We start from the raw sequence: 15,274 nt of genomic DNA on the forward strand, positions 1-15,274 counted from the left end.
ACCAGCTTAAAAGCTGGTTTTTTGTTGTCTGCGTACGCAATGATGGGTGCCGCTCTAGTTATCGACCACAACCTTCTCATCGATAATCACGGGCAACTCCTGTTGTTTACCTTGGCGTATCACAGTCATCATCACTTTCTTACCCGGTGTGGTTTCTGCGATGCGATCCATCAGCATTTCAACGCCTGGCACATCTTCACCGTCGTATTTAATAATCACATCCCTTGGCATTAGCTGGGCACGCGCTGCAGGGCCATTAGGGTCGACACCCATAATGACCACACCTTTTAGATCGGGCAGATTGAGAATTTGTGCAATGACAGGGTTGATAGGTTCACCTGAAATACCCAAAGCACCACGGATAACGCGGCCATTCTTAATCAACTTGCCCATAATGCTGTGGGCCAATTTAATCGGGATAGCGAAGTTAATCCCATGGCCGCCGCCTTCTTCACCCACTTGGAATGCCGCGGTATTAATACCAATAAGGCTGCCGTTGGTGTCAATCAGTGCGCCGCCCGAGTTACCGGCATTAATCGCCGCGTCGGTTTGTAAGAAGTCTAAGTAACCTGAACTTAAGCCGTTACGGCCTGTGGCACTGATAATGCCTTGGGTAATGGTTTGACCCAAATTGTAGGGATTACCAATGGCGAGTACGACATCACCAACTTGAGGCGGACTGTCGAGGTTAACGGGGACAATCGGTAAGTTATCGCCTTCAATTTTAAGTACCGATAAATCGGTTTCTGGATCGAAGCCAACCACTTCTGAGGTAAATTTACGTCCATCTTGCAGGGCGACAACAATTTCGTCGGCCTTTTTAATAACATGATAATTCGTAAGAATATAGCCTTCTTTGCTCATTATCACCCCAGAACCTAGCCCTTGTAGCGAACCCGAGTTAAGCGGGCGATTTTGATCTATGCTGAGGCTATAAATGTTAACAACGGCAGGGGCTGCGCGGCGGACCGCCTTGGCAAAGGAGAGCTCGACTGTGTTGTTGGCTCGGGTTTGTAGCAGACTATTACCGAGGGATTGGTTATCGAAATAACGTGTCACCAATAAAAACATGGCCGCCATGATAAGGCCGAAAAGGGTGGCTTTACCGAGATATAACAGAGTGTCTTTTATCGTCATGGCAGGATGGATCTAGAAAAAGGTGAGTTAGATTAACATGTTTAATCGATGTAAGCATAGGGAACCTAAGCTCCCTATGCTTATCTGTGGCAGAAAAAATGGCCTATTTAGCCGATTAACGTAGGACTAAATATAACATGCTCTTATCACGCATTATCTTCAGTGCAACGGCACCTTCTTGATCTTTAAGTTGTGCTTTCAGTGTCTTAAGATCTTTAATCGCAGTGCGGTTAATACCGACAATCACGTCTCCTTTTTGTAAGCCACTCATGGCCGCAGGTGAGCCTTGTGCTACATCAGTAATTTCAATGCCCTTAGATGAGTTTTCTAAGGACGCACCTTGCAGCATAGGATGCACGGCACCAGCCGCTGTTTCACTGGTTTGGCTCGCTTCGCCTAAGGTCACTTTAACGGTTTTCTTATCACCGTCGCGGATGAGTCCTAACTCAACCTTAGCACCCGCGCCCATAGTGGCGACTTTAGCACGCAGTTCTTGGAAGGACTTAATGCCACGGCCATCGACGCTGATAATGATATCACCCGCTTTAATACCGGCTTTCTCGGCGGCACTGTCTTTGGCTACTTCATTCACGAAGCCGCCGTGCTGGGTGTCTAAACCAAAGCCTTGGGCGAGTTGGCTATCAAGATCGCGTCCCGAAATCCCCAGTACCCCGCGGCGTACTTCACCGTGTTCGGCAATTTGCGCGACCAGGTTTTTCACCATATTGGCAGGGATCGCAAAGCCGATACCGACGTTACCACCTCCCGGCGCTACGATTGCGGTGTTAATCCCAATCAATTCCCCGTTTAAGTTAACGAGTGCACCACCCGAGTTACCACTGTTGATAGCAGCATCGGTTTGAATAAAGTTTTCCAGCATTTCTATGCCTAAACCGCTACGGCCTAAAGCACTGACAATACCTGAAGTCACGGTTTGCCCTAAGCCGAAGGGGTTACCAATGGCAACGGCAAAGTCACCAACACGCAAGTCGTCAGAGTCTGATGACTTGATTGCGACAAGATTTTTCGCCTCAATTTGCAGTAATGCAATATCAGACTCTGAGTCAGTACCAATGAGTTTGGCTTTTACTTCACGGCCGTCATGTAGACCAACTTGAATATCATCGGCACCGTCAATCACGTGATTGTTAGTGACTATGTAGCCTTTTTCAGCATCAATAATAACGCCTGAGCCTAAGCCCCTAAAAGGACGTTCCTGCACTTGCTCTTGTGGTGCATTGGGGCCAAAGAAGTAACGGAAAACATCAGGCACTCTTTGTTTTGAAACATGAGTCCCCGTAACCGCTACGGACACAACTGCGGGTGTTGTACGCTCAAGCATAGGCGCAAGACTTGGAATGGATTGTCCCTCAACTGTCTGTGGAATAGCAGCCTGTGAGACGACAGGCATCATAGTCAGGGTCGCGGCTAACATTGCGGCTGAAAGTACAGATAATTTTGTTTTCATCTATTCATAACTCCAAATAAGGGTTGAAAGATCTGGATGTAATGCATCAGCAATTGTGCGAGTGCCAGATCAAATCTGTATCGGTACCGGCTATTTGCCTAGGTAACCATTCGGACACGCACCTAATTGAAAAAGTTCATCATATTAACAAATGTTAATTTTTTTGAGCCTATTTTATCGGCTGTTTCATGCTCGTTGCTGAGTGGAAAACTGTGGGCAAGATACGCATTTTTCAAGCCCTGAAAACAACAAGTTTTGCCGATTAAAATGACCTACAGCATAGAGGTTTATTCGTCGTTTGTATGCTGTTTAACCTTGAGGCAAAAGTCGTATTCTGCATTAATATATCCTGCGTCACATTGGCCGTGCTAATATCGTTGCAGTTTTAGTAAAGGACATAAGAGAATTAAAAAGTGCCTCAGTTAAGCCCTTGGCAGCATTATCAAAAAGATCTTACCCGTGACGGTTTTTCCCATGATCCGGCCCAAGAAATTGCCGTCAAAGCATTACAACGTGTCTATGAAGACTTAACGGCGGCGGAAGAGCCGACTTCTGTCGTGGGGAAATTGTTTAGTGCATTAGGCTTAAAGTCGGCGCCAGCTTCACCTAAGGGCCTGTATCTTTGGGGCGGTGTGGGGCGCGGTAAAACCTATCTGATGGATACTTTTTTTGATGCCTTGCCTGGCGATCAAAAGCTGCGGGCTCACTTCCATCGTTTTATGCATCAACTACATTTAGATTTAGATGAGCTGAAAGGCGTGCGCGATCCCTTACTGGTGATTGCGAAAAAGATGGCCGTGAAATATCGCGTTATCTGCTTCGATGAATTCTTTGTCTCAGATATTACTGATGCCATGTTGTTAGGCACGCTGTTTCAAGCGCTATTTAAAGAAGGCGTCGTGCTGGTTGCTACGTCTAACATTATCCCCGATGACTTATATAAAAATGGCCTACAGCGCGCACGTTTCTTACCTGCGATAGCCTTAATTAATCAGCATTGTGAAGTACTCAATGTGGATTCTGGCATTGACTATCGGCTGCGAACCCTTGAGCAAGCGGAGATTTATCATCATCCGTTAGATGCACAAGCCGATGCCAATCTAATGCGTTATTTTAGCCAGTTAGCGCCTGAGTCTGAGGTGCATACCGCCGACATTGAAATCGAAGGCCGTAGCATCAGTATTCGTCAGCAGGCGCAGGGCGTATTGTTGGCCGATTTTAGAGCGCTTTGTGATGGTCCACGAAGTCAACGTGACTACATGGAATTGGCGCGGATTTATCATACTGTGCTGGTCAGCGGCATTGAGCAAATGGGGGCATTTTTGACCGGTGATGATATCGCCAGACGATTTTTAGCTATGGTCGACGAATTTTACGAGCGCAATGTGAAGCTGATTGTATCGGCTCAAGTGCCACTCGAAGATATTTATGCCGATGGTTTGCTTAACTTCGAATTTAGACGTTGCCGTTCACGCTTAATTGAGATGCAATCCCACGATTATTTAAAAACCGAACACCTGCCGTAACCCTGCGGCGCAAGAGTTTTGCTTTAACTCCCGTGTTAAATCGCCAGTGGCTTGTTAATCCTTAGGATGACAAGCCAGATTGGTCGATATTTTATAATTTTTATCAAAATATCAGGTGATTTTTAACTCAGCTTTGTCTATACTCCGCCACCTGCCCACGTTACTCCGCCAATTGGGCGGAAGTTGTAAGCCGAAGTCAGTGCTCGAAGGGGTACTAAAAGGCAATTTTGTGTTGTTTGCAAATGCAGGCAGCATGTGAGACAGAAAATTAACTTTGGGTTTTTGTAATAATGAAGACTTTTACTGCTACACCAGAAACCGTAACTCGTGACTGGTTCGTCGTTGATGCAGACGGCAAAACTTTAGGTCGTATCGCTACTGAAATCGCTATCCGTTTACGCGGTAAGCATAAGCCAGAATACACTCCACACGTTGATACCGGTGATTACATCATCGTTGTTAATGCTGAAAAAGTGACTGTTACTGGTAACAAAGCGAAAGGCAAAACGTACTACTCGCATTCAGGCTTCCCTGGTGGCATTAAGCAAATCAGCTTTGAAAAGCTGCAAGCGCAAAAGCCAGAAATGATCATCGAGAAAGCAGTTAAGGGTATGTTACCAAAAGGTCCTCTGGGCCGTGCCATGTTCCGTAAACTAAAAGTTTACGCTGGCGCAGAACATAACCACACTGCACAACAACCTCAAGTTCTTGATATCTAAACGGGATTAAGCAAATGGCTGCAACTCAGTACTACGGCACTGGCCGTCGCAAAACCTCTACAGCTCGCGTTTTCGCTAAAGCAGGTAGTGGCAACATCGTTGTAAATCAACGTCCTTTGGATCAGTATTTTGGTCGTGAAACTGCTCGTATGGTTGTTCGTCAACCTTTAGAGTTAGTTGAAATGACTGACAAGCTGGACATCTATGTAACTGTTAAAGGCGGTGGTATCACTGGCCAAGCAGGCGCAATCCGTCACGGTATTACCCGTGCTCTGATGCAATTAGATGAAGCATTGCGTCCATCACTACGTTCTGCTGGTTTCGTTACCCGTGACGCTCGTAAAGTTGAGCGTAAGAAAGTGGGTCTACGTAAAGCACGTCGTAAGCCACAATTCTCTAAGCGTTAATTCGTTTTTGGAATATCAAAAAACCCAGCCTATGCTGGGTTTTTTATTGGCTAAAATTTTCGATACTGACGAATGCATTTAAATAAGAGACTCTGTTGTTGAAGTGAGCTGATATACACTAAATTGCATTGAGTGATTGAGTTTGAGGTGCGCATGACTTTTCAAGTTTTTATGCTGGCAGTGGCACTTGTATTGCTTTTAGAGGGAGTCGGACCCTTACTCTTTCCGAACAAGTGGCGTCGTTATTTAAATGAACTCTCCCATCAAAATCAGCAGGTTATCCAGCGACTCGGTGGCGCATTAGTCACAGCTGGAGTGGTGATTTTGGTGATTTTTGCGTAAAAAACACCCTGCTTGCCCTTACTGACTAAGATCTGTTAAAATTCTTTTTTAACCGCAACCTTGCAGCAAATAATGGGCAAAAACGTAGTTGTTCTCGGCACCCAATGGGGTGACGAAGGAAAAGGTAAGATTGTCGACCTTCTAACAGAACAGGCAAAATATGTAGTTCGCTATCAAGGCGGCCACAATGCTGGTCATACCTTGGTTATCGACGGTGAAAAAACCGTTCTTCATCTGATCCCATCAGGTATCTTGCGCGATAATGTGAAATGCATTATTGGCAATGGTGTGGTGCTTGCACCTGACGCCCTGATGAAAGAGATCAACATGCTGAAAGATCGTGGTGTTCCTGTTGAGGAACGTCTGTTGATCTCTGAAGCGTGTCCGCTGATCCTACCCTTCCATTGCGCCTTAGATATCGCCCGTGAAAAAGCACGTGGCAATAAAGCTATTGGTACAACTGGCCGTGGTATCGGACCTGCGTATGAAGACAAGATCTCCCGTCGCGGTCTGCGAGTAGGCGATCTGTTCAATGCGCAGCTGTTTGCTGAAAAGCTGAAAGAAGTTATGAAATACCATAACTTTATGCTGACAGAGTACTATCAAGTCGAAGCGGTTGATTACGAGCAAACGCTAGCAGATGCTTTGGCTATGGCCGACTATCTGAAGAGCATGTGTGTTGATGTGACTGAACTATTGGATACTGCGCGTAAAGCCGGTGAACCAATTCTGTTCGAAGGCGCTCAAGGTACATTACTCGACATCGACCACGGAACATACCCATTTGTAACCTCTTCAAATACCACTGCCGGTGGTGTTGCGACGGGCAGCGGTTTTGGTCCACGTCATTTAGACTATGTCTTAGGTATCATGAAGGCTTACACCACTCGTGTGGGTGCAGGTCCATTCCCTACTGAACTGTTATGTGAAGTTGGTGATCATTTAGGTACTAAAGGTCATGAGTTTGGTGCGACAACGGGTCGTAAGCGTCGTCCAGGTTGGTTGGATGCTGTGGCAATGCGCCGCGCAGTTCAAATCAACAGTGTGAGCGGCTTCTGCTTGACTAAGTTAGATGTACTTGATGGTCTGAAAGAAGTGAAGATTTGTGTGGGTTATCAGAATCCTGATGGCACTATCTCTAAAGTGACCCCGCTTGCGGCTGAAGGTTATGAACTGGTTACGCCTGTTTATGAAACTATGCCAGGTTGGAGCGAGTCGACTTTTGGCGCGACATCAATTGAGCAACTGCCACCGGCAGCGATCAATTATATCAAGCGTCTTGAAGAGTTATTAGAAACACCAATCGACATTATCTCTACGGGTCCTGACCGTAACGAAACCATGATTTTGGTTAATCCGTTCAATTAAGACCTGTTAAGGCCGTGTTTCACGGCCTTTTCTCTACTTCTTTATGCCTTTCTCTATTTCCTTCTGCGGTTAGATGTTTAGCTCAAGAATTCAGCTCAAGCTCAAGAAATAGGTTATACTGCCGATGCAAGTATTCACCCTATTGTCATTGAGAGTCGTTATGCTACGTACAGCACTAGTTGCGCTACTGCCCTTAGTATCTTCAATGTGCTTTGCCCAAACGCAGGCGGTGGATATTTATAGCCAAGACCAATTGCTTGATTTGATCCGTAGCGATCAATATTTAGCGAAAGTGAAACGTGATGATTGCCAGTTAGTTCAAGACATTGAGGCGCGAGCCCAAGTCTTAAAACAGCCTTTATATCAATTCCTTTGGGGCGAAATGCTCAATCATGGAACCTGTGTAAAGGCTAACCCTGTGAAGGGGATTGCTTTGTTACGTGACTCGGCCGAACAAGGTAGCTCAGAAGCGATGTTAAAGCTTGCCGAGTATTATCAGAGTGGGAAATTTGTCATCCGTAATAAAGACAGAGCAGTGCATTATTTATTGCCTGCTGCTGCAAGTGGTGATTTATCCGCTCGTATGATGTTAGTGCGTTTATTCGGTGAAGGTTATGGTAGTCCTAGGGATTACGAGATGGCCTATCACTGGTTATATAACGATGTATTTGCGGACGAGGCGACGAAGAAAAAAGCCTTGTCTTTACTGCAGGTGTTAGCAGCTAAAATGCCCCCCAGTGCAGTGGCGCGGGCCCAGCAAGAACAGTTGCGAACCCGTTAAGTAGTCTCTTCTAGAGACACATTATTTGGATATTGAATGATCAAAGACCCTCATTTTGAGCGTGAACAGGATAAGTACGAAAACCCTATCCCAAGCCGTGAGTATATTATCGATTACTTACGTTCTCAGAAATCACCTATCACTCGTGACAGTATTGCTGCGGCGTTAAACATCCAAGAGGAAGAACAACTTGAGGCCCTGCGCCGTCGCCTACGTGCGATGGAACGTGATGGCGAACTTGTTTTCACCCGTGGGCAGAGCTATGGCTTGCCCGAGAAAATGGATCTTATCCCCGGCACAGTGCTCGGACACAGAGAAGGCTTCGGCTTTTTCAAACCCGATGAAGGCGGTGATGACTTATTTATTTCGAACCGCGACATGCTGATGTATTTCCACGGTGATAAAGTGCTGGCGCAAAAAGCAGGCACAGATCGTCGTGGTCGTCGCGAAGCACGTTTGGTGCGTTTGATCCAGCCGCGCAGTGCTGCAATTGTTGGCCGTTATCATGTTGATAGCGGTATGGCATTTGTCATTGCCGATGATAAGCGTATAACCCAAGAAATCTTAGTCGCGAATGAAGACCGCAACGGCGCCCGTCAAGGCGATGTTGTTGTGGTTGAATTAACGCGTCGCCCAGGTCGTTTTGTTAAGGCTGCGGGTAAAGTGACTGAAGTGCTTGGTAAGCAAATGGCACCGGGGATGGAAATCGAAATCGCCCTGCGTAACTATGACTTACCCCATACTTGGTCACCAGTGATCGAGAAGAAACTGCGCCGAATTCCCGATGAAGTGACCGATGCCGATAAAGTCGGCCGTGTGGATTTACGTCATCTGCCATTAGTGACTATCGACGGTGAAGACGCTCGCGATTTTGACGATGCCGTGTATGCGGAGAAAAAAGCCGGTGGCGGCTGGCGTTTATGGGTTGCGATTGCGGACGTCAGTTATTATGTTCGCACCGATTCAGCCTTAGATACTGAAGCGCGTGCCCGTGGTAACTCAGTGTATTTCCCATCGCAAGTGATCCCTATGCTGCCGGAGAAAATCTCCAACGGCCTATGTTCGCTTAATCCTCACGTCGACCGTTTATGTATGGTCGCCGAGATGACAGTGTCTGCCAAAGGCAAGTTGTCGGGTTATAAGTTTTATCCGGCTGTGATGTATTCCCATGCCCGTTTTACTTATACCCAAGTGGCGGAGATGTTAGAAGGCGGCCCCATTGCGCCTGAGCATGAAGCCTTGTTCCCGCATTTGCAGTGTTTACAGTCATTGTATTTAGCGCTCGATGAGCAAAGAGCCGAGCGTGGTGCGATTGCGTTTGAAACCATGGAAACGCAGTTCATTTTCAATGAGCAGCGCAAGATTGATAAAATCGTGCCGCGTGGCCGTAATCAAGCCCATAAAATCATTGAAGAATGTATGATTTTAGCCAACGTTTCTGCAGCTAAGTTTGTGAAGAAACACAAAGGCGAAGTCTTGTATCGTGTGCATGAAGCGCCATCCGAGCAAAAATTGGCGAACTTTAAAGAGTTCCTTGCTGAGCGTGGTTTGACTATGCCTGGCGGACTTGAGCCAACGCCGTCCGATTATCAGAACGTGATGCTGCAAATTGCCGACCGCCCTGATGCTGAACTTATCCAAGTGATGTTGCTGCGCTCTATGCGTCAGGCCATTTACACTCCGGATAACGAAGGTCATTTCGGTCTAGCCTTAGAAGAATATGCGCATTTTACCTCGCCCATTCGCCGTTATCCGGATCTAGTGTTACATAGAGTGATCCGATATTTACTGGCGAAGGAAAGAGGCGAAGCCACAGAAAAGTGGACGCAGGATGGTGGTTATCACTATCAACTCGATGAGCTCGACCAATTGGGCGAAGAGTGTTCGACCACAGAACGTCGTGCCGATGAAGCGACTCGCGATGTTAGCGATTGGCTCAAGTGCGAGTTTATGCAAGATCACGTCGGTGATACCTTTGAAGCTGTGATTGCCTCAGTGACGAGCTTTGGTTTGTTTGTGCGCTTAAATGAACTGTTTATCGATGGCTTAGTGCATATCTCAAGTCTAGGTAGCGATTACTACCAATTCGATCCTATGCGTCAACGCCTTATCGGTGAGCATACAGGCCAAGTCTATCAAGTGGGCGATCCTGTGACGGTTAAGGTCGCTGCAGTTAACTTAGATGACAGACAGATTGATTTAGTCATGCTGGGTGATGACGGCAAAGGTGGTAAGCGTAAAGCATCTGCCAGCCGTGATAAGCCGATGACTGCCCGTGAGCGCGTTAATCGTGAAGGCGCTAAGCAAGGCAAAGCGGGTAAAACCGCGGCATCTAGCGCCAAGGCTGAAACAGGCAAAACCAAACCTAAGGCTAAAGCGGGCACTAAAGCGAAAAAAACAGCAGTAAAAGATCCGGCTAAAAAGCCAAAAGCCGCTAAGCGGAGCACGAGAAAGAAATAAATGAAAAAACAAGATATTATTTTTGGGATCCACGCAGTTGAAGCCCTGTTAAAACACAGCCCTGAGCGCATTATCGAGTTATGGCTGTTACAAGGCCGTGACGATGAGCGCTTAACTGTGCTGGCCAATCAGGCCAAAGCTTTTGGCACGACGATTCAGGTCGCTTCTCGTAAAGCCTTGGATGACAAAGCGGAAAGCAGCCAACATCAAGGTATAGTCGCGCGCGTTAAAGCGGCGAAAGTGTTGAATGAGCAAGATTTAGATGTGCTGCTTGCTAACACTGAGCAAGCATTTCTGCTGATTTTGGATGGCGTGACGGATCCCCATAACTTAGGCGCTTGCCTACGTAATGCTGATGCGGCTGGCGTACAAGGTATTATCGTGCCTAAAGACAATTCAGTTGGCTTAACGGCGACTGTGAGTAAAGTGGCATGTGGCGCTGCGGAAACAGTGCCTTTATTCCAAGTGACTAATCTTGCGCGCACTATGCGTCACCTGCAGGATAAAGGTGTGTGGATAGTAGGCACCGCGGGCGAGGCAGATTGCGAGCTTTATCAAGCCGATCTTAAAGGGCCATTAGCGATTGCCATGGGCGCGGAAGATAAAGGTTTACGCCGTTTAAGCCGTGAGTCTTGCGATTCACTGATCTCTATCCCTATGGCGGGCAGTGTGTCGAGCTTGAACGTATCGGTTGCGACCGGTATTTGCTTATTTGAAGCTGTGCGTCAGCGCCGCAGTTAATACGCTCACTCTTGCCTGATTTCGCACATGCGGTCAGGCTTGCAGTAACGATTTGTTGCAGTAACTATTTGTTTTAGTCAGCACTTGCAGTAATAAAAAGACCGATTAACTTTAAACAGTTAATCGGTCTTTTTATTGGTCTTTTTATATCAGTGCTTTGTCTAGGTTAACCGGATGGCTATCGGCTTCATCCGTTTGAACGGCTTCAGGCTCTGCTTGCTCGATATCGAAACTGAAGGCGAGTTGCTCCTCATCACTGTCATTTGCGTCGATAATATCGTCATCGACACCATCAGCCCCTAAATCATATTCCGCTTCATCTAGGTTAGCACCGGGCGTCATATGTTCTTGAATCGATTCGACATCAACTCGTGGGTCCAGCGCTGCCGCCAGTGGTGAAGAGACTAAGTCGCCCGTCGCCATTATGTAGTCTTGGGTGACATTGGTTTCGGCTTTTTGTTGTGCATGTACATAACGTAGCCGCACAAACAAGATTAAGGTACAGGCAGACATAAAGCCATATAGCATGCTGTTACCAAACCATTGCATTAACGTTGAGGCGATCAGTGGACCGATACTGGCTCCTAAGCCGAAGGTCAATAAGATAGTGGCGGATAAGCCGACTCGCTCATTCTGTTCGACTCGCGAGTTCGCCAGTGCTGTAGCAAGGGGATAGAAGGTGAAGCCCAAAATACCGAAGAGGAAAGTCATCACCAGCGAAATCACCGGATGATAGGGTGTTAAGGCGATGGCTAAAGCTAAAATGCCAAGCAATATGCAGTTAATACGAATCAGGCGACTGCGCGACATAATGTCGGACAGTTTCCCCATAGGCCATTGCGCCAGTAATCCCGCTAAAATCGTTGCCGTCATATAAGTAGCAACTTTTTCAGGCGGTAAACCTAAGTTACTCGCATAGGCGGGTGCGAGACCATAAAACGAACCCACTATCATGCTACCAATTGCGATGGTTGTGAGTGCCTGCGGCGCTTTTTTCCAGTAATGGGCAATTTTGAGTGGGGCAGGAACCAAAGGCGCTGGGTGAAGGCGACGCGTGAGTGAAATAGGTACGATACAGAGTGAGAAACAAATCGCGATAAGCAGTAACGGTTCTAGACCTAATTCGGGGAAGATACTGATCGCGCCTTGGCCTAAGATCAAGCCGAAGTAAGATACGATCATATAGCTCGCGAACACTGTACCCCTTTGGTTACTTTCGGCCTGTTCGTTAAGCCAACTTTCGAGCACCATGTATTGGCACATCATGCCCATACCGACAACGAGCCTGAGGAGCAGCCAAACTGCTAGTTCATCAACGAGTGCATGACCCAATGCAGATGCGGCGACTATGCCAGCACTGGCAACAAAGGCGCGGATATGGCCCACTTGGGCAATAAGTCTATGACCAATCTTAGAGCCCGCCACTAGGCCAACATAATAGGCCGACATCATGCCGCCTATCCATATCTGTGGCACGTTCATCACCGAGAGCCTGAGCCCAAGGTAAGTGGTGAGCAAACCGCCGGCCAGTACCATTAACAAGGTGGTGCTATATAAAGAGGCGAAAGTGCGCAGCGGATTAGTCATATACAACTCCGAAAACACAAACAAGATTGATAATAAACCGTGAGTATATCAGGGGTTGGTGTTTATGTTGTGTTGCAAATTGTTGGTAAATCTTGATTAATTGCGCATTTTTGCTCAAAAAATTCTTAGATTATGCTGAAATAACTTGGGCGAGGGCGGAGGAGCTTTAACGTCGCCGCCAGCCAAAGATGACTTTGGCGACGTGTACCTGCTTGTATTGCTAAGGATTATCTAAAGCGGTTATCTAAAGGTATAAAGCAGGTTGAAGGTGGTGGTGGTATCTGTCTGTTGGCTACCCTCTGGTACCACTTCAGTGTATTTGATGTTCATGCCGATTTTAAACGCCCAATCTTGGAACACCAGATTCTTGTAGTTCATGTCTAAGGTGAGGGTATTGTTGTTCTCGCCGACTTCCGCAGTTAAATCTGCATTGAGACTGCTGTATTCCTGCAGTTTTTGAGAAAACTTTGCAGCGGTACGCAAAATGACGTCTTTCTCAGCATCAGGATTGGGAATATCCACAGATTCTGCCGGTAAGTTATATCGGTAACCGGGGCCGATTTCAAGACTGAGTTTGGTCTTGTAGCTGCTGATGGCATTAAAACCGTAACCACTAGAAATAGTTGAGATTTGCGTGTAACTACCGAATTGATCCCAAGTAAAATCACCGCGTCCGAAGATGTAGCCTTTGGTCAGTTTATAGTTCGACTGGAGTTGGAGTTCGTATTTTTCTGAAGTTGTCTTGCTTTTTTCTGAGGCAAAGTAGGCTTTGAGCGTGGCTTCTTGCTTGGTTTGCTGGGTGTCGTAAATCAGTTGGGTTCGACCGTTAAAACTGCTGGATTCGGTATTGCCTGTATTCAGTTGCAAACCCGCTTCGATTTCTGCGGTAAAATCGCTGGGCGGTTCCTGGTAATCCGGTGGAACAAGCGCAAGCGCAGGAAATGAAAGGGAAAATAAAAAAATTGGCGCAATAACTTTTAGCATTATGTTTATTCTTGGTTAGCCGATGTCTGATGTCCGAATGTAGATGAAGCGCCATCATACCTGTATTGATTGGCGAGGCAAAGTTATTGCTTGAGTTTCTGGCTTGCTTTCTGTACTATCTCGCGCTCAAATCAGTCACTATTTTTCGTTCCTTGCCTCCATTTGGTTTGACTGAGCCAATACCGAGGCTACATAACCGTAAGGAGCAATAAATGCGTCATTACGAAATCGTATTTATGGTTCACCCAGATCAAAGTGAACAAGTACCAGGTATGATTGAGCGTTACACAGGTGTTATCACCGAAGCTAACGGCACAATCCACCGTTTAGAAGATTGGGGCCGTCGTCAACTGGCTTACCCAATCCTTGACCTGCATAAAGCTCACTACGTTCTGATGAACGTTGAAGCTAAAGCAGAGACGATCGAAGAGCTAGAAACAGCTTTCCGTTTCAACGACGCAGTTCTGCGTAACATGGTAATGCGTACTAAAGTTGCCGTTACTGAAGCATCTCCAATGGCTAAAGCTAGAGATGAGCGCGATTCACGTCGTGGCCCAGCTGGCGAACGCTCATACGATGAAGCTCACGCTGAAGAAATCGCTGAGTAAGGTAATCTGTGACCACCAATAACTTGGTGTTGTCAGGAACGATAACTCGTTCAAGACGCTTTAAAAGCCCAGCGGGTATTGCACACAGTGTGATTATGTTGGAACACAAATCGCAGCGTTATGAAGCAGATATGCTCCGCAACGTCTACGTACAAATTCAAGTGATATTGAGTGGGCCACGCTTTGAAAGCGTCGCAGAAGATCTGAAAGCAGGTGTGGAAGTACAAGTGCAAGGCTTTATGACGCTTCAACAGGGGCGCAATGGTCAGAACCGCTTAGTGATCCATGCCGAAAATGTCGAATTGAAAACTTAGGAGACTGTCAACATGGCACGTTATTTCCGTCGTCGCAAGTTCTGCCGTTTCACCGCTGAAGGTGTTGCAGAAATTGATTACAAAGATATCGTTACTTTAAAGAACTACATCACTGAAAGCGGCAAGATTGTTCCTAGCCGTATCACTGGTACTAGTGCTAAATATCAGCGCCAACTAGCTCGCGCTATCAAGCGTGCTCGTTATCTTTCTCTACTGCCATATACTGATTTACATCAGTAATTGCAGTATTCCTAATCGAATATAGAGGATTTGATAATGAACGTTATTCTGCTTGATAAAATCGCTAACCTAGGCAACTTGGGTGACCAAGTAACAGTTAAGGCTGGTTACGCACGTAACTTCCTTTTGCCACAAGGTAAAGCTGTTGTTGCTAACGAAAGCAACGTTAAAGTATTTGAAGCTCGTCGCGCTGAATTAGAAGCTAAATTAGCTGCTGAATTAGCTGCTGCTAACCTACGTGCTGAGAAAATCACTGCACTGGAAGCGGTTGTTATCGCTTCTAAAGCGGGTGATGAAGGCAAACTGTTTGGTTCAGTTGGCAACCGTGACATCGCTGATGCAGTGACTGCTGCTGGTGTTGAGCTGGCTAAATCAGAAGTTCGTTTACCATTAGGCGCTCTGCGTACTACTGGCGACTTCGAAGTTGAAGTTCAGTTACACACTGAAGTTAAAGCTGTTGTTAAAGTATCTGTAGTTGCAGAAGCTTAATTACGACTCGCTTTAAATATAAAAAGACACCGCCTCGGCGGTGTTTTTTTATGGCTGAAATTTAGGATTTCAGTGTATTTAGGTTTGGATATCGGCTCTGCGA

At 46.6% G+C, this 15,274-nt stretch carries 16 protein-coding genes; 12 read left to right on the forward strand and 4 right to left on the reverse strand.

The window, feature by feature from the left end; translation table 11 throughout:
• Nucleotides 1-54: 54 nt before the first annotated feature.
• Nucleotides 55-1,137, reverse strand: coding sequence for an outer membrane-stress sensor serine endopeptidase DegS (gene degS, locus AYJ58_RS06225; RefSeq protein ID WP_106649425.1), 1,083 nt, complete (start codon nt 1,135-1,137; stop codon nt 55-57).
• A gap of 115 nt (nt 1,138-1,252) precedes the next feature.
• Nucleotides 1,253-2,605 carry a Do family serine endopeptidase DegQ gene (gene degQ, locus AYJ58_RS06230; RefSeq protein WP_106649426.1) on the reverse strand — a complete coding sequence of 451 codons (1,353 nt, stop codon included), beginning with the start codon at nt 2,603-2,605 and terminating at the stop codon, nt 1,253-1,255.
• Nucleotides 2,606-3,018: 413 nt separating this feature from the next.
• On the opposite strand from degQ, the gene zapE reads away from it, so the two are divergent.
• The 8 genes from zapE to rlmB all read left to right on the forward strand — a co-directional run bounded on the left by zapE (nt 3,019) and on the right by rlmB (nt 10,949).
• Entirely contained in the window at nt 3,019-4,131 is a 1,113-nt protein-coding gene (gene zapE / locus AYJ58_RS06235; protein ID WP_106649427.1) for a cell division protein ZapE, read from the forward strand.
• A gap of 290 nt (nt 4,132-4,421) precedes the next feature.
• Nucleotides 4,422-4,850 (forward strand): 50S ribosomal protein L13, encoded by a 429-nt coding sequence (gene rplM / locus AYJ58_RS06240; protein ID WP_012088240.1) that lies wholly within the window; start codon nt 4,422-4,424, stop codon nt 4,848-4,850.
• Nucleotides 4,851-4,864: 14 nt separating this feature from the next.
• Nucleotides 4,865-5,257: a 30S ribosomal protein S9 gene (rpsI, locus tag AYJ58_RS06245; protein ID WP_006083052.1), complete on the forward strand. Its 393-nt coding sequence runs from the start codon at nt 4,865-4,867 to the stop codon at nt 5,255-5,257.
• A 153-nt stretch (nt 5,258-5,410) separates the two neighbouring features.
• Nucleotides 5,411-5,599 carry a DUF2065 domain-containing protein gene (locus tag AYJ58_RS06250; protein ID WP_006083051.1) on the forward strand — a complete coding sequence of 63 codons (189 nt, stop codon included), beginning with the start codon at nt 5,411-5,413 and terminating at the stop codon, nt 5,597-5,599.
• Between the two features lie 72 nt (nt 5,600-5,671).
• Nucleotides 5,672-6,967 (forward strand): adenylosuccinate synthase, encoded by a 1,296-nt coding sequence (locus tag AYJ58_RS06255; RefSeq protein WP_106649428.1) that lies wholly within the window; start codon nt 5,672-5,674, stop codon nt 6,965-6,967.
• 124 nt (nt 6,968-7,091) lie between these two features.
• Entirely contained in the window at nt 7,092-7,748 is a 657-nt protein-coding gene (gene motX, locus AYJ58_RS06260; protein ID WP_106649429.1) for a flagellar protein MotX, read from the forward strand.
• Nucleotides 7,749-7,784: 36 nt separating this feature from the next.
• Complete coding sequence (rnr, locus tag AYJ58_RS06265) at nt 7,785-10,208, forward strand: ribonuclease R (RefSeq protein ID WP_106649430.1); 2,424 nt, start codon at nt 7,785-7,787, stop codon at nt 10,206-10,208.
• The gene (rlmB, locus tag AYJ58_RS06270) at nt 10,209-10,949 is read left to right on the forward strand and encodes a 23S rRNA (guanosine(2251)-2'-O)-methyltransferase RlmB (protein WP_106649431.1); all 741 of its coding nucleotides are present in this window, start codon (nt 10,209-10,211) and stop codon (nt 10,947-10,949) included.
• 144 nt (nt 10,950-11,093) lie between these two features.
• Here the strand turns inward: rlmB and AYJ58_RS06275 are convergent, their stop codons facing one another.
• Together AYJ58_RS06275 and AYJ58_RS06280 are read right to left on the reverse strand one after the other, a co-directional pair.
• The gene (locus tag AYJ58_RS06275) at nt 11,094-12,536 is read right to left on the reverse strand and encodes an MFS transporter (RefSeq protein WP_106649432.1); all 1,443 of its coding nucleotides are present in this window, start codon (nt 12,534-12,536) and stop codon (nt 11,094-11,096) included.
• Between the two features lie 240 nt (nt 12,537-12,776).
• Nucleotides 12,777-13,520, reverse strand: a complete 744-nt coding sequence (locus tag AYJ58_RS06280) for a DUF481 domain-containing protein (RefSeq protein ID WP_106649433.1) — start codon at nt 13,518-13,520, stop codon at nt 12,777-12,779.
• A gap of 212 nt (nt 13,521-13,732) precedes the next feature.
• Here AYJ58_RS06280 and rpsF point away from each other — a divergent pair, with 212 nt between their 5' ends.
• From rpsF to rplI, 4 genes are read left to right on the forward strand one after another with little or no spacing between them, the layout of a single operon-like run.
• On the forward strand, nt 13,733-14,128 hold the full coding sequence (rpsF, locus tag AYJ58_RS06285) for a 30S ribosomal protein S6 (RefSeq protein ID WP_006083044.1): 396 nt from the start codon (nt 13,733-13,735) through the stop codon (nt 14,126-14,128).
• A gap of 8 nt (nt 14,129-14,136) precedes the next feature.
• Nucleotides 14,137-14,442, forward strand: coding sequence for a primosomal replication protein N (gene priB / locus AYJ58_RS06290; protein WP_006083043.1), 306 nt, complete (start codon nt 14,137-14,139; stop codon nt 14,440-14,442).
• Between the two features lie 12 nt (nt 14,443-14,454).
• Nucleotides 14,455-14,682: a 30S ribosomal protein S18 gene (gene rpsR / locus AYJ58_RS06295; RefSeq protein ID WP_006083042.1), complete on the forward strand. Its 228-nt coding sequence runs from the start codon at nt 14,455-14,457 to the stop codon at nt 14,680-14,682.
• Nucleotides 14,683-14,718: 36 nt separating this feature from the next.
• Nucleotides 14,719-15,171 (forward strand): 50S ribosomal protein L9, encoded by a 453-nt coding sequence (rplI, locus tag AYJ58_RS06300; protein ID WP_106649434.1) that lies wholly within the window; start codon nt 14,719-14,721, stop codon nt 15,169-15,171.
• The last annotated feature ends 103 nt before the right edge of the window (nt 15,172-15,274 follow it).

It is taken from the genome of Shewanella sp. Pdp11 (assembly GCF_002838165.1).
GTDB classification, from domain to species: Bacteria; Pseudomonadota; Gammaproteobacteria; order Enterobacterales; family Shewanellaceae; genus Shewanella; species Shewanella hafniensis.

Coding starts and splice junctions, on each gene's coding strand:
- rplI (WP_106649434.1), top strand. CDS start 14,719: ATGAACGTTATTCTGCTTGATAAAATCGCTAACCTAGGCAACTTGGGT.
- rlmB (WP_106649431.1), top strand. CDS start 10,209: ATGAAAAAACAAGATATTATTTTTGGGATCCACGCAGTTGAAGCCCTG.
- rplM (WP_012088240.1), top strand. CDS start 4,422: ATGAAGACTTTTACTGCTACACCAGAAACCGTAACTCGTGACTGGTTC.
- AYJ58_RS06255 (WP_106649428.1), top strand. CDS start 5,672: ATGGGCAAAAACGTAGTTGTTCTCGGCACCCAATGGGGTGACGAAGGA.
- motX (WP_106649429.1), top strand. CDS start 7,092: ATGCAAGTATTCACCCTATTGTCATTGAGAGTCGTTATGCTACGTACA.
- AYJ58_RS06250 (WP_006083051.1), top strand. CDS start 5,411: ATGACTTTTCAAGTTTTTATGCTGGCAGTGGCACTTGTATTGCTTTTA.
- degS (WP_106649425.1), bottom strand. CDS start 1,137: ATGACGATAAAAGACACTCTGTTATATCTCGGTAAAGCCACCCTTTTC.
- AYJ58_RS06275 (WP_106649432.1), bottom strand. CDS start 12,536: ATGACTAATCCGCTGCGCACTTTCGCCTCTTTATATAGCACCACCTTG.
- rpsR (WP_006083042.1), top strand. CDS start 14,455: ATGGCACGTTATTTCCGTCGTCGCAAGTTCTGCCGTTTCACCGCTGAA.
- AYJ58_RS06280 (WP_106649433.1), bottom strand. CDS start 13,520: ATGCTAAAAGTTATTGCGCCAATTTTTTTATTTTCCCTTTCATTTCCT.
- degQ (WP_106649426.1), bottom strand. CDS start 2,605: ATGAAAACAAAATTATCTGTACTTTCAGCCGCAATGTTAGCCGCGACC.
- rpsF (WP_006083044.1), top strand. CDS start 13,733: ATGCGTCATTACGAAATCGTATTTATGGTTCACCCAGATCAAAGTGAA.
- rnr (WP_106649430.1), top strand. CDS start 7,785: ATGATCAAAGACCCTCATTTTGAGCGTGAACAGGATAAGTACGAAAAC.
- rpsI (WP_006083052.1), top strand. CDS start 4,865: ATGGCTGCAACTCAGTACTACGGCACTGGCCGTCGCAAAACCTCTACA.